The sequence below is a fragment of the Pseudomonas sp. Sample_10 genome (assembly GCF_004321495.1).
GTDB lineage: Bacteria > Pseudomonadota > Gammaproteobacteria > Pseudomonadales > Pseudomonadaceae > Aquipseudomonas.
In genome coordinates this window covers 1-24,564 of record NZ_RCOE01000237.1, presented here as the reverse complement: position 1 = coordinate 24,564, position 24,564 = coordinate 1, and the positions used below count along the sequence as shown (strand labels likewise).

Genomic DNA, 24,564 nt, shown 5'->3' with positions numbered 1-24,564 from the left:
AACCGGTAAAATTCAATTTGACAAGTTACATGAGGGCTAAGCCATGACCGTGTCTCAACATATCCAGGTTGCCTACAAATCCGTCGAAGCCGATGGCGTCGAGGTTTTCTACCGAGAAGCGGGCGCTCCGGATGCACCAGTGCTGCTGCTGTTGCACGGATTCCCCAGCTCGTCGCACCAGTTCCGCGACCTGATCCCGCTGCTGGCGGACAAGTACCGGCTGATCGCGCCGGATCTGCCGGGATTCGGCTTCACCGAGGTTCCGGCGCAGCGCAATTACCGCTACACCTTCGATGCCATCGGCGAGACGATTCGCCAGTTTGTCGATGTGCTGGAACTCAATCGTTATGCGATGTACTTCTTCGACTACGGCGCGCCTACCGGCCTGCGCCTGGCACTGGCCTATCCGGAGCGGGTGAGCGCGATTGTTTCGCAGAACGGCAATGCCTATCTCGAAGGTCTGGGGGAGGCTTGGGCACCGATCCGCAAGTATTGGGCAGACCCATCGCCGACCAATCGGCAGGTGATCAACGATGCCATCCTGCATCTGGAAGGCACCCGCTGGCAGTACGTGGAAGGGGTGAGCAATCCGGATCTCATCGCCCCCGAGGCTTACTATCTGGACGCGCTGTTGCTGGAACGGCCGGGTAACAAAGACATTCAGTTGGACCTGTTCTACGACTACCAGAACAACCTGAAGCTGTATCCGGCGTTTCAACAGTTCTTCCGCGATACAAAGTTGCCGACGTTGGCGATCTGGGGCAAGGGCGACCCGTTCTTCATTCCGCCAGGGGCTGAGGCCTACACGCGCGACAATCCGAATGCGGTGGTGGAGTTGCTGGATACGGGTCACTTTGCGCTAGAGACCCATGTCAAACATATCGCTCAGCGAATTGTTGAAGTAGTGGGCAACCACATCAATTGAGATGTGCACTGTCGACGCGCACCGTGGTGGGCGTCGGCAGTGTCTGTTGTCCAATGCATGACTGTGGGATCAAACGAAACGTATTACAGTGAGCATATTAATTCGGCAGACCTGTAACAGCCGCCCCCTCTCACGATAGTCGGCTTCTGGCCGATATCAGTCTCTGGTCAACGGCGGCTTTGATCGTGCTCGCTTCATGTCCACGGCTCGCACTGATGCGAGCGATTGTTCAGTTCGAACACCGATGGATGGACCAGGCGCTCGGACTACCCTCACACATATTTCTCACTGGAGCTACCCGCAAGACCTCAAGACCTTGTGCCTTCAAGCCTTCGCCTTCTTCGGCTTCAAATACTTGGTCAACCCCTGAAACCAGATCACCAGCGCCGGGTTGCCCTTGATCTGGATCGACTTGTCCTGAATCCCTGTCATGAACGCCAACTGCTTGTTTTTCGCTTGCATCGTGGCGAAGCCGTAAGCGGCGTCTTTGAAGGCAATGGCGAAAGCAGGCTCGGCGTGCACACCCGATTGGCTGGTGATGCGCTGGTCCTTCACGCGGAAATGCCGCGCCACTTTCCCGTCCAGGGTCTGTAGTTGAAACACCAGTTCCTTGTCACCCAACTGCTGCTGAAACGCAGGGTTGGTTCGGCTGGCTTTGCCCATCAACAAACCCATCATCCACAGCAGAAAACGAAATTTCATGCGCAAGCCTCAAAAGAAAAAATGAACGGCTGGCGCAGTGTAGCGATTTCGGGTGATAACGCCACTATCGAGATGCGTTGGAAGAAGATCGCGCTGTTTTTGGCGTTGATGACTACCAAGTCATTGGCGGAACCCTTTGAAAAACTTTCCTCTCCACGCCGGTAAAAACGTTGAATCACGGGCACCAGCAAAGGCCTGACGCAGTGGGGACACCGAGAGAGGGCGCCGCGAAGGGTCGAGATCCAATGCTGTTTTCAGGGAGGTCCAACACTGTCTGGGCAGATGCCTGGTACTCAGAGGCTCGATTTTCAAACCCGCATCACGGGCTTGATTTGAAGGCACTCGACGCAAAGGGTGCTTGCCACATGCCAGTTCATAGATCACGCACGCCACCGAGTAGACGTCGGCGCTGACCGTCAGTGGTGAGCCATCCAGCAATTCCGGGGCAGCATAACCAAGGGTCCAGGCATGCAAGCAATGACGGCTCAGTTTTGGTAGACCGGGCAATACACCCTCCTCGGCCAACCCCAAACCGAAATCGAATAACCGAACGCCTTCCTCGCTGAGCATCACATTGCTCGGCTTGATATCACCGTGAAGCACGCCACGACTGTGGGCATGGGCTAATGCATCAAGCAATTGAAGCGCGATGCCTTGCAGCTCTGACCACGGCAATCCCAAGGGGCGCTCGCAAAGCAATTTATCAAGGGTCAGGCCACGCATCAGCTCCATCGTAATGAACGCCCTTCTGTGCCGGGTATCCACCTCGAAACTGAACAAACGGGGCACATTGGGGTGTTGCACACGCCGGGTCAGGGCAAACTCACTGAAAAGCAGGGCACTGGCGTCCAGGCAATCGGCATATTCATCGCTGAGCATTTTCAGCGCGACATGGGGCTCGGGATCACCGAACTGTTCCTGCAACAAATCCCGTGCGCGATACACCACCCCCATCCCGCCGGCACCGATCAGACGTTCGAGGTAATATCGCCCGCCCAGCATATTCTCCCCGACCTCGTTCATTGGCGAATAACCACGCCGGTCAGGTTGTCCCGTGCCGGACCGTCTAACACATGCTCGAACAAGTGCGCCAACGCGGCCCCCGGCGCGGGGCGGTCCAAGGCACGGCCCAAGGTTTCACTGCTCAAGCCTTGATACAAACCGTCACTGCACAACAAAAACGCATCGGCGGGATGCACCACAAACTCCAGCACATCAAGGGTCAGATGCTCGCTGGCGCCTACTGCACGCGTCAACGCGGTCGAGTGTGGTTGAACCAAGGCCTGTCGGTCGTCCATTTTCTGTTCGTCGATCAGTTGCTGCCGCAGCGAATGGTCCTTGGTCAACTGATACAGCCGTTGCTCGCGCCACAAGTAACAACGACTGTCACCGGCCCAGATACAGACGGCGCGGGTGCCCTCGATCAGCAACGCCACCACGGTGCTGCCGATGGTGTCGTCATGACGCCCGGCAATCACGGTCAACTCCTGACTCAAGCGACGATTGAGCCACAGCAGGCACTGACGTACTCCTTGGACCCGTTCCTCGAAATCGTTGCGCTCCGGCAATTCGGCGAGGCTGGCGACGATCAACTGGCTGGCAATGTCACCCCGCTGATACCCGCCCATTCCATCAGCGACGACCCACAAACCCTTGTCCGGATCATCCAGGAAAGCATCTTCATTGCGCGCTCGGGTTTTCCCGGGATCGGTGCGCGCAACACTGCGCCAGACGCCACTCTTCGACATCAGAGTTGCATCGGCATGCGGAAAGTACGGAGCACACCCATGTCGAACGGATTAGGTGCGCGCTGACTCATGAGCAGGTAGTTGGCGCGCAGCCCGCCCAGATCAGCTTTGAGTACCAACACATCACGACCGATCAGATACTCGGTCTGCATCAGGTCCAGCAGTCTGAACAACGACCAGGGTCCCGTGTTTTTCTCGATCCCTATCGGACGCCCGACCATTGTGTCGAGCACCAGGCTTGTACGTCCATCTTCGGCATCGACAGGCCATTTGAATGAGGCTGCGATGATCGGCCCATGTCGGTACTCCATGGTCTTGTCGCCAAACCTGAACTCGGCACGACTGATGACGGGATCCAGCGAGTAAGGTTCCAGCTTGAATCGTACTTGCGGTTCGGAAGGATCTTCGGCAAAAAAGCTCTGGCGGATCACGTGTGCAGAGGCCATCTGATCGAGATAAACCCGGGAGATAGGCAGTGATTGTCCATCAACGGTTTTAAGACGATAACTACCCGGCACGCCGCTCACAAATGGACGCATGTAATTGTCAAAAAAACTGTCGACAAGGCCCTGCGCCCTGAAGAACTCGCGAAAGTCGCTGAGCGCCACATCACTGGAGCTGTGGGCGCTGAATGGATATCGCTTGTTGATCGACTTGCCGTAGAAGTTGTACAGCTCAGTCTGATAACGCTGGTTGACGAATCGATAAGCGTCATTGAGCACCAGACGCCAAGTGTCTTCGGCAATCGTGTTGAACCAGGTCCCGATCGGACGCGGTAAACGACCGGATGCCGTTCGCAAAATGCTCAGCGCATCTCGCTGGCTACCCATGCGTGCCTTGGCCATTTCGTACGCCGCCTGGTCCGGAGTGCCGGCCCGAGCCAGACTCGCCAACTGCGTCTGTAGCTCATTGAGCGCGTGCAGTACCGCAGTCAATTCAGCACTCGGGCCGTTGTTGGCATCCAGCAAACGATGCAAGGGTTCGAAACGACGTTGCAACGCCTTTCTCGCCGTATCGGGCAAATCACCGACCAATGTCCCGGAAGCCTTCGGAACGTTGGCGGCAGCGAGTTTGCCCAAATTACCACTCGTAAGCTTTAGCGATGATGTCGCCGCTTCATCCAGGCTGTCGGCGATCGAAGGAATGCGCGTGTTCTCGCGAATTTGCACCAGCAGCTGCAGCACAGGGGAATTGGCAGACGTCATGCTGGCTAACTGTTCGGCAGCGCCCGCGGCGTCATCAATTGGTTTCAATGCGATCCGTCCGATGGCATCGCCCCAGACGTTGGCGTAATCACGAAAATACAATTGTTCCAGTTCGACCCTCAAGCGCCGCAGTTCCATGGCACTGACCTGCGAGCTCTCACCCAACACCCAGTTGTCGCGCAAAATATTCGTGACCAGCGCGCTACCTTGTACCGAAAAATACTGCTGATATCCGTTCAGGGTGTAGAACCCGGGGATCGTGGCATGGCTACCCGTCAACAGATCGCTTTGTGGTCCCAAATGTTGATCCAGGTGGTATTCGGGAAGCGTTCGAGCCTGATCACGAAGCGCCCGGTAAACCACGTTGGCCATGGATTCGCTGCGTAGTATTTGCCGCGCCTGAACGATCAATGAATCGTTAAGCGGGAAACTGAATGGTTGCTTCAGCAAGCGTTCGAGATGTCCTTCCAGGCGGCTTTGCACGGAGTTGTTTGCGGGGTACCGGCGGGACCAATCGCTGGCTATCCAATCTTTCAGCCATACCGTGTCACGGCGATCGTTGAGACTCAGCATCAGGTATGCACGCAAACTATTGAGCAAATGCTCACGGTCCACCGGGCGGCTGCGAATCTGATCTTCCAACAGCGACGCCACCGATGGCAGCAGGTGCGATTCCAGCTCACGCTCGTAGGCTTTCATGATCACTGGATTGGCAGCTTCGCCTTGATACAAACCACCACGCTCCAGGTATGAAACGTCGCTGGCGATTGGGAATACCCGAGACGCAGCATGAATGGCATCAAGGTTTTGCAGAACCGACAGCACGTTATCTTGAGGGGTCAACGCCGATCGCTGATGTGTCCAGGTTTGCACCAGTGTGCGTAGGCTTTCCAGTCGCTCATGGTTGGCCGAAAACCCGCCGGCCCACCACAAACCGAACAGGCTCAGCGCCGCGAGCGATGTCATGTACAGCGTTCGCTGCCTCCAACAAACAAGGTTTCGCTCACGTTTGTCCAGTTGTACAGAATCTGCCTCGGGAAAAATGACCTGGTTGAACAGAGGGTTGATGAACCGTGGATAACCAACGAGCGCAGCCGTTTCATCGTTCCTCACGCCACTGTACGCAAGCGGTTTTGCTGATCGAGTGGCGCTGGTGAAGTAGAAACCGCGAAATGTACTCTCGCCCTGACTGCGCAAAGCCATTTCAATGAACTGGCAAAGGCCCTCGCCGACCAATCCCAGTTGATGCGGGTAGTCGAGAATACGTCCTCGACAAAGAGGGTCGCGCTCCTGATGCATGCGCATGATCACTTGGCCATCGAGCCGATGCAGCAGCGCTTCGAACTCCAAACGTATTGCACTCGGATCAGCCGTGCCCGGATCTTTGCTCAAGCTCACACCCAGCACTTGATCACTTTCATCCCGAGTCAGCTGATCAAAGAACTCATCAAAGCCAGGCTGTTGGTCCGCCTTGCTCAATACCAGATAGACAGGCAGTTCGATATGCAGTGTTTGCTGCACCTCTTGCAAACGTGCACGCACATTACGCGCCAGCATCTGAAGAGCTTCGGAGTCATGAGCAAGGAGCATTTGCACCGGGAGAGTGACCAGAACACCATTGAGCGGGCGGGTCCGGCGGCGCTTGCGTAACAATCCCAGCAACGTGGCCCAACCGTCAGCATCAACGTCGACATCCGGCTGGGTGAGGTAACGTCCGGGCGTATCAATGAGTACGCCGCTTTCGGCGAAGTACCAGTCGCAAGGGCGTGCCTCCAGCGACTGATCAATCAATTTACGATCAAGTTGGTTGAAGGGAAACTCCAGCCCGGAAACATTCAACAGTGTGGTTTTGCCGCTGCCCTGAGGGCCGATCAGCAAGTACCACGGCAAATCGCGTCGCCCCCGCTCGCTGTGTTTGCGATAGAAACTCGATGTCTTGAGAATTTTACCCGCGTCCTTGAACCGCGCTCTCAGATCCCGGCGCTGTTCATCAATTCGCTGCTCGATCAGCGCACGATCCACGCCCTGCTCGCGCCCCTCGACTTGTTTTTGGACACCGCTGCGCCAGCTGACGTAAACCATGGTCAGCCCCCATACCAGAAACATCACACTGATACTCAGCAAGCGAGACGTCGGGCTTTCCCAGAATCTGAAATCATCTATCGCCAACAGTGGCCCGACATACCAGACCAGCAGTGCAGTCAACAGAACCGACAGCAGACTCCACACCCAGGTTTTGCGCAGAAAGGCGCCGGCTTTTGCGAACAAACTTGTCATCACTCGCGGCCCTTCCATGGTTGAAGCTGCGATCGAATCGCGGCCTGGTCAATTTGCTGGAGCGGTTGCAAAACGACAGCTCGCTGTTCACTCAAGACCCAGGCGAATCCCGAATACATCACCATCAGGCAAATCACGGTGATCAGCGCCATCATCCACCACGGCACGGTATGAATAAGTTTTTGCCGCTTGCCTTCATCGTTGCCGTCGCTGCGAGTTGCCCGTTCGTATGGAACATCTGCACGCAACAGGCGAATCTGCCGGAAAAGCGCATCACGAAGACTTTCAAGTTCCACAAGACCGCGCGCCTGAATTCGGTATTTACCCTCGAATCCCAGCGACAGGCACAGGTACATCAGTTCCAGCAACGACAGGTGCTTGACCGGGTTTTTCGACAATCGATCAAGCAGCTGGAAAAATTTTTCACCACCAGAGGTTTCATTGTGAAACCTGCTGAGAAGGTTCATTTGTGACCACTCGCTTTCCTTGCCCCATGCAGTCGTCACCACCGCCTCATCCACCACCGTGCAAAGCACATAACGTGCAGTTGAAACCTGGCTGCTTTCGACACCGGCACGCAATGCGCTGACCGCAAAGTGCTCCACTGCCGCGCTCAACCGCCGATTGAGGTTGGGCAGGTCTTCACCGTTAGCGCAATGCTTGAGCCGCACCACTTCCGAGAGCAGGCATGATGCCGACGCCACCAATGCGTTGCCGCTGACTTTGAAGGTGTCCTGCGGCGCCTGCCGAGCGGCGTAGATCATGCGGTCTTCGAGTTGCTCGAATTTCGGTGGAGCCGCCGAATCAGTCAGTGGCCCGTGTGCCGGGCCACGGCCGAGACGGTCGAGCAGGACAGTTTTGTCATCCTGGGCGTATTGCATGTCCTTGATCATGTCGCTCAATTCCTGATGGCCCAGAACTTCAATTCCAGCTCCGCGAATTCACCGCTGACGTGAAACGCGAACCCACCAGAGCGTTCGAGTTGTGCCTGGTCTTCGGAGCCGAGTTCAACAATGAAATAGGTTTTGTTCGCGTGAAAGGCGATCTGACGCGGTGCCACGGGCAAGGGTCTGATTTTGAAACCCGGCAAATGCAGATTGACCAATTGGCGGATGCTCTCAACCGTGCCGATCTTGAGGTGCGCGGGCAATCGATGGCGCAGCTCTTCACTGTCGCAGTCGGCACTGGCAGCCAACACGAACGAAGCCGAACCCGCTAATTGGGTGTCATGCAGAGGGCAAACAATGATCCCGTACTGACGCGCCTGCATCGGCAACTCGATGGCATGCTGCTCCAGCACCATCGACAGCACCTGACGGATCGCCTCCATCAGCCTGCGAAAACTCGCACCCTGGTCACTGTGTTCATAACGGATATCCGCTCGCGGACGCTTACTGTCGCTGGAAAAAGTCGCCAGCTCGCCCAGCAGGGTCAATAGCGTGCAATACAACTCCTGCGGATGAACATGTTGCAGACTGAGATAGTGACGCAACAACGGCTCAGTACGATTGATCAATTGCAGCATCATGAAATCGCCGACCTCCGCACCTCCCACTTTCCCATTCGAACGGATCCTTTCAGCAAGGGTGTCACCCCGGTGGCCGAGCATGCTGATCACCTCTTTCAAGCACGACAGCAAGTAGCTCGATGAGTGCATCTGGATGTATGTCGGTACGAAATCCGGATCGAGACTGATGACCCCGTCGGGCGTGGTGTCGAGGACCCGGCAGATTTTCAATCTCACAAAACCCTGATCGTCTTGCTGCTCGCCAAGCAGTAAGCGAAAGTCTGGGCGAGCGCATTTGACCTGGCTTGCACCACCGTCACCGGCATTGGAGTCTGCAACCTCACGCTCATACGCGACATATCGCGCCAACACATCCGTCTGCTCCTGACGGCGGGCTTCGATGTGGTTGCCGGTCACCAGAGGCAACGCCAGATAAATCGCTGTATTGCCGGTATTCACAGGAACATCCAGCACCAGCGGTTGAGTGCTGCCACCCACTTCAAAAAGGCTGCCATCCGGCAGGACTCCCGAGGCACGGTTGACCACCAGTTTGCCCATATTGAGAAACTGCGAATCAACTTCCAGGCTCAGGAACCCCCAGGTGAAACTTCCCAGTAACTGAGTGCGGGACTTTATTTGATGGTCCAGATATCGATCGTTGTGCTGGAAGTGCTGCGGACGCAGCAACATTCCCTCCTGCCATATGACTTTATGGAAGTTCATGCTCAATTGTCCGCCTGTACAAACGCTTCGTTGCTGCCATGAATGCCGGCCTGATCAAGAGTCAGGTCGATGTGGGTGACGCCTCCCGTTGTGATTGGCACGGTGTAGCGCCATCGGGTTTCCGATAAATCGCGGTAAGCGGCGAGAATGCCTACGTAACGGCTTTGCGATTGCACGCTGAGCTTGAGTTCATGATGTTCGCCGGGACGCAGTTGCAACTCTTCACTAGCCACCAGGTCCGGGGCCAGGGACTTCGCGGCTCGTTCATAGAGGCTGAAAAAGTCGGCACTCTCGAATGCAACCGGGTGCTTGAGCTCAAAAAGACGCACGACAATCGGTGAAGGACGACCGTTGATGTCCGGGTTCAGCTGGTCACTCGCGGACAGCTTCAGATTGATTTTCGACAACGAGGAATACGGTGATAGCGAAGCGCATGCGGTCAATAGCATGAGCGCGGTCAGCGCGGTCAGCGCCTTGATAAAAACAGTCGAACGCCGAAACATGTCTGTCATCCCTGAAGGTCGTTGTGGAGGGTAGAGATCAAACGAATCTGCTCTTCATAGGCTTGGGAAAAGTCACGGGCCAACAAACGTTCAGTCCATTCACCATCCTGAAGCAGCGCCTGGTGATAACGGCCATAGGCTTTCCAGCGACTGCCGGACGTTCCCAGCAATGACTTGCTTTCACGCTCGAAACGAAGCGTCAGTTGCTGCGGTGAAAAATGTTCTACGGCACCCTTGACCGCCGCGCGGCTGGCGGCGAGCAAAGCCACCTGGTGCGCCTGAAGGTCGCGGAAAGCGCGGGAGATGGCTTGATCTGCCGGTAACTGACCTGACTTGTTGGCCAGCAACATGCCCAACAGCTCTTCGGTATCGATCCCATACTTGAGCGGGTTTGAATGGATACCCTGCAATGTCGTCTGCGCCAGCCGAAGCTCGTTTTTCAGTTCGTTGCGGGTGCGCAGGCTTTGCTGTAAACCCCCAATGCTCTGCTTGAGCAATTGCGCGGCTCTCAAGGCCAACGCTTCGCGGGCGCCAGTCTCGAGACCGTCGAGCTCCACGCCCAGCGCAGTACCAAAACGCTTCCAGAAATCTTCAGTCAGGCGCTCGGCAGGTTTGTGAGTCGTTAGCGGTTCAGATGCCTGAGGGGCATCAACCAACTGCGGCACTCTCATGTTTTCCATGTCGATGCGTGCAAAGTCAGCACATTGCATCGGCTCCTGAAAAATCGTATCGAGAGCCGTGAAATCGTCCAAGTCGAAGGCAACACGTTGCTGCTGATCCACGGCACTCAACGGATCGAAATTGAGGAAGACTTCATCAGGAATGATGTTGGCTGTCGTTCGCGGCCTGCTGGCCTGGGTTTCAAATGCCGTGGACAAGTCATTGAGTCGCGCACGGATTTCGAAATCACCCAGCAGATACACGCTGCCGGTTTCGATAGGCATCGCTTTATCTTTGGGCAGTTGTGTACCGGTTGAGCAGTCCTGAATACCGTTGCTGCTGATATCGGTCAGGAAGAACGCATTGTCGCGGCAGCTGATCAATGCGTGTCGGCTGGAAAGGTGACGCTTGCGGTCCGGAATGATCCAGTCGCAATCCTCACCTCGGCCGATCATTCCGCCTGACGGGGTGAAGGTTTTCTGGCACAAATCTGTCGGTACGAACTGCTTGCTGCTCAGTATTTCGAGAACCAGCTCCATCTTGTTGATGCTCCTTGCAGTCACTGGCCGCGATGGGCCGCATGCGGATCACCCAAGGGGCGATAGGTGTTGTCGTTGAATTTGTAATTACCACCGCAACCAACCACGCCGCTTACAACGACGAAAGTCAGCAAGACGGCAGGCCAGTAGCGAACAGGCATGCGGAGTCTCCGAAGAACTGAAAAAGAAAGTGAGTGCAGGCAATCGAATCGGCAACCGTGACGGCGCGCTATCCATCGAGATCCCCAGCGCAAATGTTCAAGCGTCCCAGCCGGTACAGCAGCGTGCGGCGCGGCAACCCGAGTTCACGGGCGGTGCGCGTCTGATTACCGTGGTTTTTGCGCAGGCAATCGATCATCAGGTTGCGTTCGAATCGCGCCAGCCGTTCGCGCAGGTGCAGGCTTTTGTCTTCAGCATGCAGGTCCATGGGCAGGCAAAAATGCCCCGGCAACAATTCGCCGCCGTCACACAAGAGCAGGGCTCGCTCTACCATTGCTTTGAGCTCACGCACGTTGCCTGGAAAGGTATATGCAGCCAGATGGCCAAGCGCCGCATCGGACCAAAGCACCGCATCCCGTTGCAGGAGTGCACAAGCCTTGTCCGCGAAGTAACGAGCCAGGTCGAGAATGTCGCCTTCACGCTGGCGCAAAGCCGGCAACTCGATCGGAAACTGCGCGAGGCGGTAGTACAAGTCCTCGCGAAACTTGCCTTCGCTGACCAACAACGACAAATCCCGGTGCGTCGCCGCAACAATCCGCACATCGACTTTATGGGTGTCGTTGCAACCCAACGGTCGAATCTCTCCCTCCTGCAAAACCCGCAACAATTTGGCCTGCAGAGACAACGGCATGTCGCCGACTTCATCAAGAAACAAGGTGCCGCCGTTAGCCGCATCGAACAGGCCGGGACGATCCCGGTCGGCGCCGGTGAACGCACCTTTGCGATAGCCAAACAACTCACTCTCCAACAGGGTCTCGGCGAATGCCGCACAGTTCTGCACGATGAATGCCTGAGTGCGTCGAGGCCCAGCCGCGTGGATGGCTCGCGCGACTACTTCCTTGCCGGTACCGGTCTCACCCAGCAACAGTACGGTATAGGGGCTATGAACGACCTTGTTGATCAGGGAATAGGTGCGACGCATGGCGGGGCTTTTACCGATCAGTCCATAACCACTGGCATTCGGGATACTGACCGGCACAGGCCGCGTGTTGCCGCCAGGTTGGCGCAAGCGCTGCAACAGTTGTGTCTGGCGCAGTGCGAACGCTCCTAACTGACCAAGGGAGCCGGCGAATCCCTGCAGTTCGATCGATCGATGGCTGGCACACAGCACTAAACCCTCAACCGCTTTTCGTTGATTCAATAACGGCACACACAACAACGATTGCCAGGGTCTGGGCTGAAACGGCAGGAAATCCGTGTCATGCAGGCTGTCGCTCAATGAACCGAGACACACCACGCGGTTCTGGCGCAGCGCAAAGTGCAGCAATGCTCGATCACTGTAATCCGCCTGCAAACTCGAGCCGGCCCGGGGTTGCAGAATTCCGTCGAGGCACTCGCTGTTGAGCCCGAGGGCGTTGTGAGTCGGGTCCAGAAGGTATAACTGCGCCAACTCGCAACCACTCAGTTGCGTGACCCCGCGCAAGAAATCCCCCAGCAACTCGTCGCCATCTGCCGCCCGTGACAACCCGGAGAACTGCTCCACCAGGGCCTCGGCGTACACCAACGGCTGCTTCAGGTTCGCGAGCATCGCCCCCATTTCAGACAAACTCGCAGACAACACAGGCATCGGCATCCAGCGTCGCATGGACATGCCTGAGGGACTGTCCTGTAGCCATCGAATCGAGTACACGATCGGCTATTCGAGGCAGTACATGCAGATCCAACAGGTGGTCAATAAAGCGCGCACCGCTGTCGCTTTGAATACAGCGCTCGGCCAGGTGATCGACGAGGCTTTGTCCGTAGGTGAAACCCAGCTTGCGACGGTGCATGCGCTCGCCCAAACGGTCGAGTTTCATTTCAATCAACTCGCGCAGTACCGACCCGCCAACGGGGTAATAAGGCACGACACGCATGCGCGCCAACAATGCCGGTTTGAAATGCTGGCTGAGGATAGGCTCAATGGCTTGCTCCAACACTTGTGCGGCGGGCCGCCCGGCATCTTTGCAAAGCTCGCTGATCTGCTCACTGCCCAGATTCGAGGTCATCAGGATCAGCGTATTGCGAAAGTCGATTTCCCGTCCTTCACCATCGTTGACCACGCCTTTGTCGAATATCTGGTAGAACAGGTTGAGGACGTCTGGATCGGCTTTCTCGACCTCATCCAGCAATACAACCGAATACGGCTTCTGACGTACTGCTTCAGTGAGCATGCCGCCTTCACCGTAACCGACATAACCGGGGGGCGAACCGATCAGGCGCGAAACTGTGTGTTTTTCCTGAAATTCAGACATGTTGATGGTGGTGATAAAACGATCACCGCCATACATCAGGTCTGCGAGCGCCAACGCAGTTTCGGTTTTGCCGACACCACTCGGACCTACCAACAGAAACACACCTACCGGTGTGTCTGACCTGTGCAGCCCGGCAGCCGTTGCGCGCATTGCACGATCCAATGCCTCAATGGCGGGTTCCTGACCACGAATACGCTTGTGCAGGTCATTGGCAAAACCGGCGACCTTGGCATTGTGCTCTCGGGCCAGCTGCGTAAGAGGCACACCGGTCCAAGCACTCACCACTTCGGCTACCAGGCGCGGACACACTTCAAAACTCACCAGTCGTTCATTGCCCTGCGCTTCGATCAGAGCACGATGAGACTCAGTGAGAGCCGCCTCCAACGTCGCCACACATTGGATTTTATCGGCGTGCCGTTCGGAGCATTCGCCACCCTCGTCGATGCCAATCGCAGCCCGCGCCTGGAACAGTTGCCGGCGTAGATTCAACACAGATTCGGCCATGCCGACCTGCTTGAGCCATCGGGTCTGCAGCGCTGCTGTTTCCACTTCGAGATCGTGCAGGTGCGCTTCCAGAGCGTGCAAGGATTGATGATCGATCAACACACCCGCTTCGGCATCGCGGCGTAGCGCCTGGCGTTTTCGCTCACTTTCCGCCAGCTCGGCCTGCAACTGTTGCAGGCTTTGCGGGGCAGCGGCCAAGCTGATGCGGACTCGGGCGCATGCCGTGTCGAGAACGTCGATCGCCTTGTCTGGCAACTGCCTACCCGTAAGGTAACGAGCAGACAATTTCGCGGCCGCCACCACGGCATCATCGCGCAAATAGATTCCGTGGCTTTTTTCATACACAACGGCGAGGCCACGAAGAATCGTCACGGCTTCGCTGACGGTGGGCTCAAGCAATTGCACCGGCTGGAAACGGCGGGCCAGTGCAGGATCTTTTTCGAAGTATTTTTTGTACTCGGTCCAAGTGGTTGCCGCGATGGTTCGCAATTCGCCCCGGGCCAGCGCCGGCTTCAGCAGATTGGCCGCATCGGAGCCACCGGCAGTGCCGCCAGCGCCGATCAGGGTATGCGCCTCGTCGATAAACAGAATGATTGGTCTGGGCGATCCCCTGACCTCATCGATCACACCTTTGAGGCGCCGCTCGAACTCACCTTTTACGCTTGCACCGGCTTGCAACAAGCCCATGTCCAGCGACATCAGCTCGACACCGCGCAACTCCGGCGGTACGTCACCGGCAACGATTCGCAAGGCCAGACCTTCAACGACAGCCGTTTTACCGACGCCCGCGTCACCCACCACAATCGGGTTGTTTTTACGGCGGCGGGCGAGGATGTCGATCATCTGGCGGATCGCATCGTCGCGACACAAAACCGGGTCCAGATCGTTGTCACGGGCCTGCTGAGTCAGGTTATGGGTAAATCGCTCCAACAGTGACTCACCGCCCTTGGCTATGTGATTGGTGGCGTGCTGCGGTTGCTCCGACAACGCACACTCCCTCAGCCGCTCGGCGTTCAGCCTGGCGAGCAAAAGTTGATAACGACTGCCGGCGTAACGCATTGGATTACGTAGCAGTGCGAGAATCAGCGCGGCCTGGTCTATCTGGCTGCGCCCCAATTCGAGATTCGCCACCAGCAAAGCATCCTGCAGCCATTGCACCAGCTCTGGAGCGAACACCGGGTTGCGTGAAGCGCTATGCTCGGCCGGCAAATGCAAAGCCCTGATCAGCTCCCCCGCATCGACTTCAGCGTCTTGCAATGCACGGCCGAGCAAACCTTGCGGACGCTCCAGCAAGGCCAGAAGCAAGTCCTCGATGAGCACTTTGCCGGCGCCACGTCCGACGCAACGTTCGGCAGCGCTTTCCAGATCACGGCGGCTTTGGGCGTCCAGCGCCTGAATGAGTTGTTGCAGGTCCACGTTGATCATCAGTCACGTCCTTAATGAATGTTGCTGCCCAGGGTCACAAGACCGTCGGCGTGCTCACGCCCTACCCAACTGGTCCACCCCAGGCGGCAGGCGCTCCGCTCGCCTATGCGAAATTCGTGGATCTCTTCCTGGCGCAGCAGCAGGCGAATGTCGTAGTCGAGCGGATCTCGCAGGGTGAACCGAACCAGTGCACACAGGGGTTGATAGCCGAAACCGACCGGCAGAAATTCATGAAAGCGTTGCCAGTCGAGCTCACGGATATGAATCCGAAACTTGCCGCTGCGATCACGAACGTATTCGCCCAGTACCAGATCCTCGCCCAGCGTGCTGTTGGCACGACCAAGGCGATTGCGTTGCTCATGCAGAATGTCGACGCGACGCTCAACGCATTGCTCGATGAAAATCTCGGCGTGCTTGAAGTAATAACGCAGCACGGATTCGATCAGGGCTGCCGAGTGGGCACGCAAACTGAGGAGCCCGAGGTAGGGCAAAAGACGTTTCCAGTTCAGCTCGCCAGCCTTGCGGATTTCAGCTCCACCCAGACCGATCAGAGCAAACAGTTGCGCCGAAAAAGGGTCGATGGCGCCGCTCTTGAAGCCGGCGCGATACCGGTATTTGCGCCATATCGGCAACATCAATCGCTGCAGCCGATGGTGAAAGAGATCGAGGAAGCTGCGAGTCGCGTTACCGTCTTCGCTGTCACCCAAGGCCTGCTCGACATAGAACGCAGGCAGGGGTGAACCGGAGCCTGTCAGGCTGATCAGGTTGAAACGCAATCGCGCTCGCAACTGCCCGTGCTCCTGAAAAAACTCCACGCGGTCGACGTCACTGCCCGGGAAACCCAAGCTTGGATTGGCCTGGAACTCCAACTGCTCGTACAGTTCTTCTTCGCTCATGCAGGGGTGCGCCTCGCGCAGCCGATCCATGACGGCCAGCACCGCCTGGAACAGCGAATACTCGCGTATGACTTGACTCAGCCTGCTCAAAGGAGAGGCTGCAGACCCATGCGGGGTAGCCATTGGTACACCTCTCCCTGTGTGCTGATGACCCGCAGCTCGTGATACGAATTGAGGCTGGCATAAAGCGCAAAAAACTCATTGAGGACCGAGGCGAACACAAACAGATCGCCTTCGCCGATATACCCTTGCGGATCAATGGTCAGCTCCGTTCGCAAACCCCGAACCGGTAATCCTCGGTGCAATCTGTCGACGTGCTGATGCTTGATCGACTTCAGCCCACCGAGCAGTCGCTTGCTGATTTTTTCAGCGTGCTGGTCGTAGTAGCGGGGCAAGTCATACGTTTGGAGAATCACTTTCAGTGCATTGACGTCCGCCAGGGACAGGTAGTTGAGCGACATGTTGCTGATCAACTTCCAGAGAAAGTCCCGATTGAGCGGTGGCGCAAAACACGCGGTGACCGGTGTGATGTTGCGAAAGCTCAAACACTCAGGTGTCCGTTCGCAGGCTTGATTGATGTCACCGAGCTTGAGTTTGCGCGCAAGGTTCTGGTTGGTGCAGACCAGCTCAATCGAAAGGGTTTCCTGCACGTCGGCAGGGTGCGTGCCGAAGCTTAAGTAAGTGTCGAGGCCGTCGTGCACCAAGGACGGCCGCTGGCGCACGCTGTAATGCGGCCGCCGGGTCGGCACATCGAAGCTGGGATCATGCTCGAACGATTCGAACGGCACATACTGGCGATAACCCAATCCACCCGGCCGCCAGCCGGTAACGGTTTCCACTGAGTACACACCGCAGCTTTGCTGGTTATACCGGGCAGGCAAAAGCAGGTATTCATCCTGTTTGCCGTCGAGTCGTACCGGCATCGCATCGTGTTTGAACAAATTTACGATGGGTGTGCAGTGAAGCTTCACGTTATCAAGGGTCGGACGCAGTCGTTGCAGTGCGCTTTTGCGAATATCGAAGCGCAACTCCAAACCTCGCACTTGCTTGATGCTTTCTTCAGGCAAGGTCTTGAGCAGGTCGAGACCATTGATATCGACGAACAGGAATTTATCCTGAAAAGCGAAATACTCCTGCAGGTAGCGATAACCGCGGAAGGTATTCAGCGGATATGGCATCAACGCTTCGCCTTCGGCAAAACCCACCGGTTGCACACACTCATCTGCTAGCTGCAATGTCATTGGCAGATCATTGGCCCCGACAAGCGGCTCACCCGTCCCATCCAGCGGAATCAACTCGACACCTTGCAGATTCCGCAAAAGGCTCAGATACAGCATTTGGCTGATGTAACGTTCGCCAGCAAAGTGCAGGCGCAAGCGGCGCAACTGCAACTCGCCCAGATGACCGTCAGCCGTCAATTGCAGCCGCAGGCTCAACAGCGAACCATCACCCTTGACGGAGTGGCTCAACCCAACGAGATCCAGCGCTGTCACTTCGGTGGCATAGCACGTGCGAAAACGGCAACGCACGTCTTCGATCGGTACGCTCTCCACTGGCGTGTCGCGCGCAACCGTCAACGCAGGCTCCGAACGTGCCAGGGGACTGAATTGCAACATGCTGAAGGCCGGAACCGGCCGCATGTAATTGGGCCATAGCAGTTGCATCAACGAATGGCTGAGCTCAGGCAATTCGTCGTCGAGCTTTTGTCGCAAACGTCCGGTCAGAAAGGCAAAACCTTCCAGCAAACGCTCCACATCAGGGTCTTGCCCGGTCTGCCCCAGGTAAGAAGACAATGCCGGATTGCGCTCGGCAAATCGACGACCCAACTGGCGAAGCGCGGTGAGTTCACTTTGGTAGTAGTGATTAAATGACATGGCGAGCTCCAGATATCATTGGCTCACCATGACCTGACCATTGCCATCCAAGCGAGCGAGAAAACTGACCTGACGCTTGAAACCATCGACCTCCAGCAAGCCTTCAATACAGAAGCCCAAACGAAGCAGATCGTGTTGCTGTAATTGAGAGTACACACGCACATTGCTCAATCGCGGCTCGTAGGCTTCGATAAATCGTTCGATGTGCAAACGGGCGCGATTCAAGGAGTCGTGCAGGCTCAGGCGCATGTCATTGAGATCCGGTAATCCGTAATCTGCCAGCGTCTGCACACTGCCTGCACGGGTGCTGAGCATCTTGGCCAGATGAGCAGCCACGGACGCCATGGCAGAGTTTTCCAGACTCCATCCATCACGTTTGGCTGCATCGCCATTCAGGCGTTCGAAGAGGCTGCCGTATCCGGCCATGGGTCAGTTCCGCCTACTCTTTGTCCAGTTTGCCAACCAGAGAAAGGGTGAAGTCGGCCCCCATGTACTTGAAGTGCGGGCGCACGTTGAGGCTGACGCGGTACCAACCGGGCTCGCCATCCACATCGCTGACAGTGACTTGAGCCGCCCGCAGTGGTCGCCGGCCGCGCACTTCGGCACTCGGGTTTTCCTGATCGGCTACGTACTGGCGAATCCACTTGTTGAGTTCCAGCTCGAGGTCGGTCCGCTCTTTCCACGATCCCAGTTGCTCGCGCTGGAGAACCTTCAGATAGTGGGCCAGCCGATTGACGATCATCATGTAGGGCAGTTGCGTGCCGAGTTTGTAGTTCAGTTCGGCAACCTTGCCTTCGGCGCTGATGCCGAAGTGCTTGGGCTTCTGTACGGAACTGGCGGAGAAAAAAGCGGCGTTATCACTGCCCTTGCGCATTGTCAGGGCGATGAAGCCTTCCTCGGCCAGCTCGAATTCACGACGGTCGGACACCAGCACTTCGGTTGGAATCTTGGTTTCGATTTCGCCCATGCTTTCGAAGTGATGCAACGGTAGATCTTCAACCGCACCGCCGCTCTGTGGACCGACGATGTTCGGACACCAGCGAAACTTCGCAAAGCTATCAGTCAACCGGGTGCCAAATGCGAATGCCGTATTACCCCATAGATAGTGCTCATGACTGTTGGCGACAGTTTCTTTGTAGACGAACGATTTGACCGGATTTTCTTCCGGGTCGTAGGGGTTGCGCAGCAGGAAGCGCGGCACGGTCAGGCCAATGTAGCGGGCGTCCTCTGACTGGCGGAAGCTTTGCCATTTGGCGAATTGCGGGCCTTCGAAATGATCCTTGAGGTCTTTCAGGTCCGGCAGGCCGGTAAAGCTGTCCAGACCAAAAAACTCCGGACCGGCCGCGGCAATGAATGGCGTATGGGACATGCAGGCAACGCTGGCCACGTATTGCATCAACTTCACATCCGGTGAACTGGGGGACATGAAGTAATTGGCGATGATTGCGCCGACGGGCTGGCCACCGAACTGACCATATTCCGCGGTGTAGATGTGCTTGTAGAGGCCGGCTTGCATCACTTCCGGTGAATCTTCGAAATCGTCCAGCAAGTCGGCTTTGGACACGTTGAGGATCTCGATCTTGATGTTCTCGCGGAAGTTGGTGCGATCAACCAACAACTGCAAACCACGCCAGCAAGACTCCAAAGACTGGAAGTCCGGGTGGTGAAGAATTTCATCCATCTGCTGGCCAAGCCTGGCATCGATCTCGGCAATCATTCGGTCGACCAAGGCCTTTTTTACCGGTTCACCGCTGTTCTTCGGCTTGAGTAACTCCTCTATAAAAGCCGACACGCCGCGCTTGGCAATGTCATAGGCCTCATCGTCCGGGGTCAGGCGGGTTTGGGCAATGATGCTGTCGAGCAGACTGTTTTCACGGCTCTCGGTGTTTTGCTGTTGTGCTGCATGGGTACTCATGTGGCTTCCTTGGCGGCAGTGAGATCAGGCTCGCTCGGTTGTGGCATCCAGTCCCAGCTCGGCCAATACGCGGCTGCGGGATTCGTCGTTGGCAAGCACACCTTCGATGGCTTTACGGAAAGCAGGCGCGTTACCCAGCGGGCCTTTGAGGGCCACCAGCGCGTTACGCAGTTCCATCAGTTTTTTCAGTTCCGGGACTTGTTCGACCAGGCTGGCCGGATTGAAGTCTTTCATCGAGCCGATGCGCAGACCCACGGCCAACTCTTCAGTACCGTCGTCCTGAAGCCGGTTCGGCACGCTCAAGGTGACCTGAAGCTCTTGCTTTGCGAGCACCTCATCGAAGGTCATCTTGTCGATGCTTATCGGTTTGCGGTCTTCAACTTTTCGTTCGTCCTTACGCTGGGTGTAGTCACCGATCGCCACCAGTTTGAGCGGCAATTCGATTTCTTCCTGAGCGCCCCCTATGGCGGGCTTGAACGTTACGTTGATGCGTTCTTTTGGGGCTACCGAGCCTTCTTTGGCCATGGCTATTCTCCTTGCGGTTTTGGCCCGGAGGCCTAGTCGAGTGCCACTTCAAGATCGAGGTGGCACAACCTGCGATAAATCTCTTCCTTGCATTCGCGCACCGCATGATTCTGCGGCAACAACTCGCAGCAGCTGTGCAGCAACTGCAACACTTGCAGCGCAAGTGCCGGCTCCCAGGTTTGCAGGCCTGCATCGCGTAATGTCTGGTCGAGGTTTTCAAGTTGGGTCTTGGCCAGTTCGTATTTCCTGGCCTTGAAGCACAGCTGCGCGAGGGTGAACTGCCAGAAAAACCGAACGCGTCCACCTTGGGCGCTTTGCATGTGCTGCTTGAGGATTTGCACCGCCGTCTTGAGGCCGTCCTTGTGCAGGATTGGCAAGACGTCTTCCAGCGCCAGTTCCCAGGCAGGCTGGGTGTCGACGACTTCGGCCTTGCGCGGCGCGCTGGGGTTTTGCAAATGCGGCATCACGAAGGCGCTGATCCAGGCGCGGGTGGCAGGATTGGCGAACGGTGCGCCGTCATGGAAACGCAATTCGATAATGGCTGGCAGGCGCTGAATCAACAGCGCGAAATGAATTTCCACTTCGCGCATGGCCATTTCTGCATTAAGGCCTTGGAGGCATTCCCACACCATTCGCTGACCGTCGAACCAGAACGGTGCCTTCGCCAGGCTTGCCTCCAAACCGACCAGCAGGTCGGCGTACTTCGCTTGGTCGTGATGGTCTTGAAAGGTTTTTAGCTTGTCGGCCGGCAAGCCACGCAAAACGGTGATTTGTTCAGCGTTACGCTCGGGCAAGGTTTCAATGGGCAGCCAAAGCAGCGTGCGATTGAGGCGCAGCGCGCGCAGGTCAGTGGCATTTTGCTTGAGCCACCAAGCGCACAAAGGGAGGGCGTTTTCTTGCTGGGCACGCAAGGCCTTGTGGGCTTCTTTCTCGTTATCGATCGGTGCGCCGGGGGTGAACAGCTGTGTGGCGGCCTGCTTGACCTGGGCCATCGCGGCGCTCACTACACCAGGTTCCGGTTGATTGTCGGCGGCACGCTGGACCCTGTTTTTCAAGCGACGGGAGATCGGCAACAGTAACGGGGCTTCGTCGCCCAGCTGCTCGGTGCAAGCAGCGTCGAGGCCTTCCAGATGCTCCACCAGACGGCGGAACAGCGGAAGTTGCTCCTTGATCGCGATGTTTTCGTTCAACACCTGCTCAAGACGCGGCACCAACCAATTGATGGCAGCGCAGCGGGTGCGGGATTTTTGCGGGTAAATCTCGGCCCAGTGGTTTTCACACAAGTGATGCAGTAAACCGAGACCGGCCAACAGACCCGGGAAGGATTCACCCTGGTAGAGCGCCCAGGTCAGCCAAGCACCAACGCGCAAATCCTTGGAATGGCTGCGAAGCACGTTCTCGCTGGTTTCGCGGATCATCAGCCAGTCGATCTGACCGCTTTCATGCATGGATTGGGCTTTACCCAACTCACTTTCCAATGCCTCGTATTCACTTGAATAACGGGCATCATCGCCTGCGAATTTCTCTGCGAACACTGGCGACCTGGCAAGATCAAGGTAATGCGCCGAAAGCTTGCTGGAATAGGTCATATGAACTTACAACTTGCGTGCACAAGTTTTATTTCAACCTGATGCCGATCTACAGCTGGAATTCTGGGCAAAGGTCTCGACTCCGTGTTGAGCAAACGCGCTTCCGTTCAAGGGTCGAGAACTTACTTTGTTGACGTAGAACATGTCTGTAGGAGGATTCGCCACTTAGGTGCGACTGATCCTTCAGTCATGTAAGACAGGCAAGAGCGCCATTGTCTGCGGTTACGCCGTCGACCAGTTTGTGCATCCAGACACCGCTTGGTAACTTGATGACCTGTTAACTAATCAAGCAATTAACAACCCCGATTGGTGTGTTCTTCACCTTCGGGGTTTTTCTCGTTTCGGCGCCCGGCACACAGTTGGGAGCACAAAACCCAACACAGTTAACTTCCCTGTTTCCGCAACGCGTGTAGGACGCGTCCGATTTGATCTTTTGGGTCATGCGGTCCACCTGTGCCTCGGTACTTTGCACAAGTACAACTTGATGAGTCATCCAAGGAGCGAATTGTCAGGGAGACAATTGATGTTTTTATGGCACATGGTGCCTACGTGGCACGAGATAGAAAACCGAATCACTCGAGAGATGGGTTACCAGGGAGGCGCCCGGTATCGCACTCACTTTAACGAACCCGCTCCCTCCCTCTCGCTCAATATCCGTCGGATCAACAGCGTCAGGTCTGCCTTCATTGAGGCTGAGTGGGAAGCGGCTCGCTTATTGAGACAACGCTTCGCTGACATCGATATCGCCAGCGTTCTTAACGAGCTGATCGAAGTCGTCGCTCAAATGGCGATGATCGTTGCCGGCAGTGTATTGATCGGCGGAGCCATCGGCGCAGGGACCGGCGCGTTTCTCGGCGGTGTGGGCGCCATCCCGATGGGCGCGGCTGGCGCTGCGATGGGCTTGCAAGTCAGCACGTGGATATTGGGCATACTGGGCCTGACGTCCATTGCCGAGTTCTTCACCGAAGGTCTGCCACGCATTGGCGACTATTACTGGCGTGGCATCCACATCGCGTGGAACGGCCCACGCAGTGAGGGAGGTTTAGACCCGTTCAGGTCGGATGATTCATCTGCCCGATACAGCGCCACCCAAGAGATTGCACGTGGCCATGTGGAGGTTGTCGTCCTGCTGCTGGGCGCCATCGTGGCTTACATCACCCGTGGTCGAGGCAATGCGGGCGTCCTCGCCCAGGAAATGCGAGCCAGCCCCAAAGGCGCTCGACTAGGCGAATGGATGCTCAAGCACGAAGACGCCCTGAAAAAACGCCCAGACCTGCAAACCTCAGCACCGCACCGGGGCGCGCTCAGCCATCAGGACCCTGCGCCACCAGCAAATCACCCACCGAACAAAGACAAAAACCCGCCCCGTGACAAGCCGAACGCGATGCCGCTTCATAAAGTCGAATGCTTCAAAGCGGACAAGCTGCCAGCGTCTAAAATCGGAGAATTCGAACGGCAGTTGAAGGGCCAGGAAGACGGGCTGAATCGGCTGACGGTTGATGAGTATTTGGAGAATATTGCTAATCCGGTGAAGCGGAGTCGTGAAGCTGCCAGACAAGCTCGAAAAGAATTACAAGACACTTTGCAAGAGCGTTTTCTGAAGGAAAACTTGCGAACGATGAGCTTCACGGCTGCAAGAGAAGAGAGCGTGAAAAAAGCCAAGGAAACAATGTCAAACCTTGCAGGACTGCATAACCCCGATCTGAGCGCAGGTGGCAAAGATATCATTGCTGACTTCGGTGATCGGCGAGTTAACTCCAGCATAGGCCCTCAGTGGAGACCGAAAATTTTGAATTTGAAAAAGGCCGCCGAGGCAGTGCCCGCGACGCTACGCGGCCAGACGTTTCTAAATGTCAAACTTCATAAATGTTAAGGAGAGCTCGACAATGGATGAGGTATTTTCGATTTTTCTGGAGACATTTGGTGCACCTGTTGATCGACAGGAAGTACCGGCGTCTAGTATCGAACGTTACAAAGGCAAGCTGCCTAATCAGCTGCTTGAATACTGGGCGGAACACGGTTGGTGCGGTTATGGCGATGGAATTTTCTGGATCGTTAATCCACAAGAATACGACAGTGTGGTGGCATCTTGGATTGAAGGGACTCGTTTTGAAGAGATTGACACATACCATCTGATTGCTCGTAGCGCCTTTGGCGACTTGTACCTCTGGGGCGAGAAAACGGGATTTTCGCTTAAGATAACCAGCGTGCTTTCTCGAGTGGTTGTTAAAAACCTCGAAATCAATAATGACGATATGGACAGAGAACTGCAGGCTTTTCTGCTTTCCAGAAATGTGGACTCCAACGATTATGGTGACCTGTTCAAACCAGCAAAGAAAAAGCTCGGCACCCTTCGTCACGACGAAATGTACGGCTTCGTTCCAGCCCTGATGTTCGGCGGCCCGGACACCCTCGATCATCTTGAGAAAGTGAAGGCGGTGGAACACCTCACCCTGCTCTCCCAAATCGCCGAACTTCAGCCTTACAGTTTTTCGGATCTATAGGCTCCGGGGCTCGACTAGGAGTCGTTTTGATCGTTCCTACGCTCTGCGTGGGAATGCCGCCATGGATGCTCTGCGTCCACCTGTGACGCGGAG

Annotated in this window: 19 protein-coding genes and 1 pseudogene; 3 read left to right on the top strand and 17 right to left on the bottom strand. The window is 56.3% G+C overall.

What is annotated here, in order from left to right; genetic code table 11:
• Positions 1–43: 43 nt before the first annotated feature.
• The gene (locus D8U18_RS23570) at positions 44–925 is read left to right on the top strand and encodes an alpha/beta hydrolase (protein ID WP_056854181.1); all 882 of its coding nucleotides are present in this window, start codon (positions 44–46) and stop codon (positions 923–925) included.
• Positions 926–1,249: 324 nt separating this feature from the next.
• On the opposite strand, the gene D8U18_RS23565 is transcribed toward D8U18_RS23570, so the two are convergent.
• The 17 genes and pseudogenes from D8U18_RS23565 to tssA form a co-directional block, all read right to left on the bottom strand.
• The gene (locus tag D8U18_RS23565) at positions 1,250–1,627 is read right to left on the bottom strand and encodes a helicase (RefSeq protein WP_131108593.1); all 378 of its coding nucleotides are present in this window, start codon (positions 1,625–1,627) and stop codon (positions 1,250–1,252) included.
• A gap of 120 nt (positions 1,628–1,747) precedes the next feature.
• Positions 1,748–2,632 (bottom strand): annotated as a pseudogene (locus tag D8U18_RS23560) (serine/threonine-protein kinase); the annotation flags it as partial.
• A gap of 14 nt (positions 2,633–2,646) precedes the next feature.
• Positions 2,647–3,375 (bottom strand): PP2C family serine/threonine-protein phosphatase, encoded by a 729-nt coding sequence (locus tag D8U18_RS23555; RefSeq protein ID WP_131108589.1) that lies wholly within the window; start codon positions 3,373–3,375, stop codon positions 2,647–2,649.
• Positions 3,375–6,857 carry a type VI secretion system membrane subunit TssM gene (tssM, locus tag D8U18_RS23550; protein WP_131108587.1) on the bottom strand — a complete coding sequence of 1,161 codons (3,483 nt, stop codon included), beginning with the start codon at positions 6,855–6,857 and terminating at the stop codon, positions 3,375–3,377. The genes D8U18_RS23555 and tssM overlap by 1 nt, the downstream gene beginning before the upstream one ends.
• Complete coding sequence (icmH, locus tag D8U18_RS23545; RefSeq protein ID WP_131108586.1) at positions 6,857–7,750, bottom strand: type IVB secretion system protein IcmH/DotU; 894 nt, start codon at positions 7,748–7,750, stop codon at positions 6,857–6,859. The genes tssM and icmH overlap by 1 nt, the downstream gene beginning before the upstream one ends.
• 5 nt (positions 7,751–7,755) lie before the next feature.
• Positions 7,756–9,087 carry a type VI secretion system baseplate subunit TssK gene (gene tssK, locus D8U18_RS23540; RefSeq protein ID WP_056854186.1) on the bottom strand — a complete coding sequence of 444 codons (1,332 nt, stop codon included), beginning with the start codon at positions 9,085–9,087 and terminating at the stop codon, positions 7,756–7,758.
• Between the two features lie 2 nt (positions 9,088–9,089).
• Positions 9,090–9,590 carry a type VI secretion system lipoprotein TssJ gene (gene tssJ, locus D8U18_RS23535; protein WP_056854187.1) on the bottom strand — a complete coding sequence of 167 codons (501 nt, stop codon included), beginning with the start codon at positions 9,588–9,590 and terminating at the stop codon, positions 9,090–9,092.
• A 5-nt stretch (positions 9,591–9,595) separates the two neighbouring features.
• Positions 9,596–10,789, bottom strand: a complete 1,194-nt coding sequence (gene tagH / locus D8U18_RS23530; RefSeq protein WP_131108584.1) for a type VI secretion system-associated FHA domain protein TagH — start codon at positions 10,787–10,789, stop codon at positions 9,596–9,598.
• A gap of 20 nt (positions 10,790–10,809) precedes the next feature.
• Positions 10,810–10,950: a hypothetical protein gene (locus D8U18_RS23525; protein ID WP_056854189.1), complete on the bottom strand. Its 141-nt coding sequence runs from the start codon at positions 10,948–10,950 to the stop codon at positions 10,810–10,812.
• Between the two features lie 68 nt (positions 10,951–11,018).
• The gene (locus tag D8U18_RS23520; RefSeq protein ID WP_056854374.1) at positions 11,019–12,536 is read right to left on the bottom strand and encodes a sigma 54-interacting transcriptional regulator; all 1,518 of its coding nucleotides are present in this window, start codon (positions 12,534–12,536) and stop codon (positions 11,019–11,021) included.
• A 10-nt stretch (positions 12,537–12,546) separates the two neighbouring features.
• The gene (gene tssH, locus D8U18_RS23515; protein WP_131108582.1) at positions 12,547–15,168 is read right to left on the bottom strand and encodes a type VI secretion system ATPase TssH; all 2,622 of its coding nucleotides are present in this window, start codon (positions 15,166–15,168) and stop codon (positions 12,547–12,549) included.
• A gap of 11 nt (positions 15,169–15,179) precedes the next feature.
• Entirely contained in the window at positions 15,180–16,187 is a 1,008-nt protein-coding gene (tssG, locus tag D8U18_RS23510; RefSeq protein WP_056854191.1) for a type VI secretion system baseplate subunit TssG, read from the bottom strand.
• Complete coding sequence (tssF, locus tag D8U18_RS23505; RefSeq protein WP_130903787.1) at positions 16,151–17,938, bottom strand: type VI secretion system baseplate subunit TssF; 1,788 nt, start codon at positions 17,936–17,938, stop codon at positions 16,151–16,153. Before tssF ends, tssG begins: the two co-directional genes overlap by 37 nt.
• Before the next feature lie 15 nt (positions 17,939–17,953).
• Positions 17,954–18,364, bottom strand: a complete 411-nt coding sequence (gene tssE, locus D8U18_RS23500) for a type VI secretion system baseplate subunit TssE (RefSeq protein WP_131108580.1) — start codon at positions 18,362–18,364, stop codon at positions 17,954–17,956.
• 13 nt (positions 18,365–18,377) lie between these two features.
• Positions 18,378–19,853, bottom strand: coding sequence for a type VI secretion system contractile sheath large subunit (tssC, locus tag D8U18_RS23495; RefSeq protein WP_131108578.1), 1,476 nt, complete (start codon positions 19,851–19,853; stop codon positions 18,378–18,380).
• Positions 19,854–19,877: 24 nt separating this feature from the next.
• Positions 19,878–20,378 (bottom strand): type VI secretion system contractile sheath small subunit, encoded by a 501-nt coding sequence (gene tssB, locus D8U18_RS23490; RefSeq protein WP_056854195.1) that lies wholly within the window; start codon positions 20,376–20,378, stop codon positions 19,878–19,880.
• Between the two features lie 32 nt (positions 20,379–20,410).
• Positions 20,411–21,967: a type VI secretion system protein TssA gene (gene tssA, locus D8U18_RS23485; RefSeq protein ID WP_131108577.1), complete on the bottom strand. Its 1,557-nt coding sequence runs from the start codon at positions 21,965–21,967 to the stop codon at positions 20,411–20,413.
• 523 nt (positions 21,968–22,490) lie between these two features.
• Here tssA and D8U18_RS23480 point away from each other — a divergent pair.
• Complete coding sequence (locus D8U18_RS23480; RefSeq protein ID WP_131108575.1) at positions 22,491–23,840, top strand: DUF6861 domain-containing protein; 1,350 nt, start codon at positions 22,491–22,493, stop codon at positions 23,838–23,840.
• A 13-nt stretch (positions 23,841–23,853) separates the two neighbouring features.
• Positions 23,854–24,471: a GAD-like domain-containing protein gene (locus D8U18_RS23475; RefSeq protein ID WP_130931166.1), complete on the top strand. Its 618-nt coding sequence runs from the start codon at positions 23,854–23,856 to the stop codon at positions 24,469–24,471.
• Positions 24,472–24,564 lie beyond the last annotated feature (93 nt).

Bases quoted from the DNA above. Each gene is read 5' to 3' on its own strand.
- D8U18_RS23570 (WP_056854181.1), top strand. From the start codon at position 44: ATGACCGTGTCTCAACATATCCAGGTTGCCTACAAATCCGTCGAAGCC.
- D8U18_RS23565 (WP_131108593.1), bottom strand. From the start codon at position 1,627: ATGAAATTTCGTTTTCTGCTGTGGATGATGGGTTTGTTGATGGGCAAA.
- D8U18_RS23555 (WP_131108589.1), bottom strand. From the start codon at position 3,375: ATGTCGAAGAGTGGCGTCTGGCGCAGTGTTGCGCGCACCGATCCCGGG.
- tssM (WP_131108587.1), bottom strand. From the start codon at position 6,857: ATGACAAGTTTGTTCGCAAAAGCCGGCGCCTTTCTGCGCAAAACCTGG.
- icmH (WP_131108586.1), bottom strand. From the start codon at position 7,750: ATGATCAAGGACATGCAATACGCCCAGGATGACAAAACTGTCCTGCTC.
- tssK (WP_056854186.1), bottom strand. From the start codon at position 9,087: ATGAACTTCCATAAAGTCATATGGCAGGAGGGAATGTTGCTGCGTCCG.
- tssJ (WP_056854187.1), bottom strand. From the start codon at position 9,590: ATGTTTCGGCGTTCGACTGTTTTTATCAAGGCGCTGACCGCGCTGACC.
- tagH (WP_131108584.1), bottom strand. From the start codon at position 10,789: ATGGAGCTGGTTCTCGAAATACTGAGCAGCAAGCAGTTCGTACCGACA.
- D8U18_RS23525 (WP_056854189.1), bottom strand. From the start codon at position 10,950: ATGCCTGTTCGCTACTGGCCTGCCGTCTTGCTGACTTTCGTCGTTGTA.
- D8U18_RS23520 (WP_056854374.1), bottom strand. From the start codon at position 12,536: ATGCTCGCGAACCTGAAGCAGCCGTTGGTGTACGCCGAGGCCCTGGTG.
- tssH (WP_131108582.1), bottom strand. From the start codon at position 15,168: ATGATCAACGTGGACCTGCAACAACTCATTCAGGCGCTGGACGCCCAA.
- tssG (WP_056854191.1), bottom strand. From the start codon at position 16,187: ATGGCTACCCCGCATGGGTCTGCAGCCTCTCCTTTGAGCAGGCTGAGT.
- tssF (WP_130903787.1), bottom strand. From the start codon at position 17,938: ATGTCATTTAATCACTACTACCAAAGTGAACTCACCGCGCTTCGCCAG.
- tssE (WP_131108580.1), bottom strand. From the start codon at position 18,364: ATGGCCGGATACGGCAGCCTCTTCGAACGCCTGAATGGCGATGCAGCC.
- tssC (WP_131108578.1), bottom strand. From the start codon at position 19,853: ATGAGTACCCATGCAGCACAACAGCAAAACACCGAGAGCCGTGAAAAC.
- tssB (WP_056854195.1), bottom strand. From the start codon at position 20,378: ATGGCCAAAGAAGGCTCGGTAGCCCCAAAAGAACGCATCAACGTAACG.
- tssA (WP_131108577.1), bottom strand. From the start codon at position 21,967: ATGACCTATTCCAGCAAGCTTTCGGCGCATTACCTTGATCTTGCCAGG.
- D8U18_RS23480 (WP_131108575.1), top strand. From the start codon at position 22,491: ATGTTTTTATGGCACATGGTGCCTACGTGGCACGAGATAGAAAACCGA.
- D8U18_RS23475 (WP_130931166.1), top strand. From the start codon at position 23,854: ATGGATGAGGTATTTTCGATTTTTCTGGAGACATTTGGTGCACCTGTT.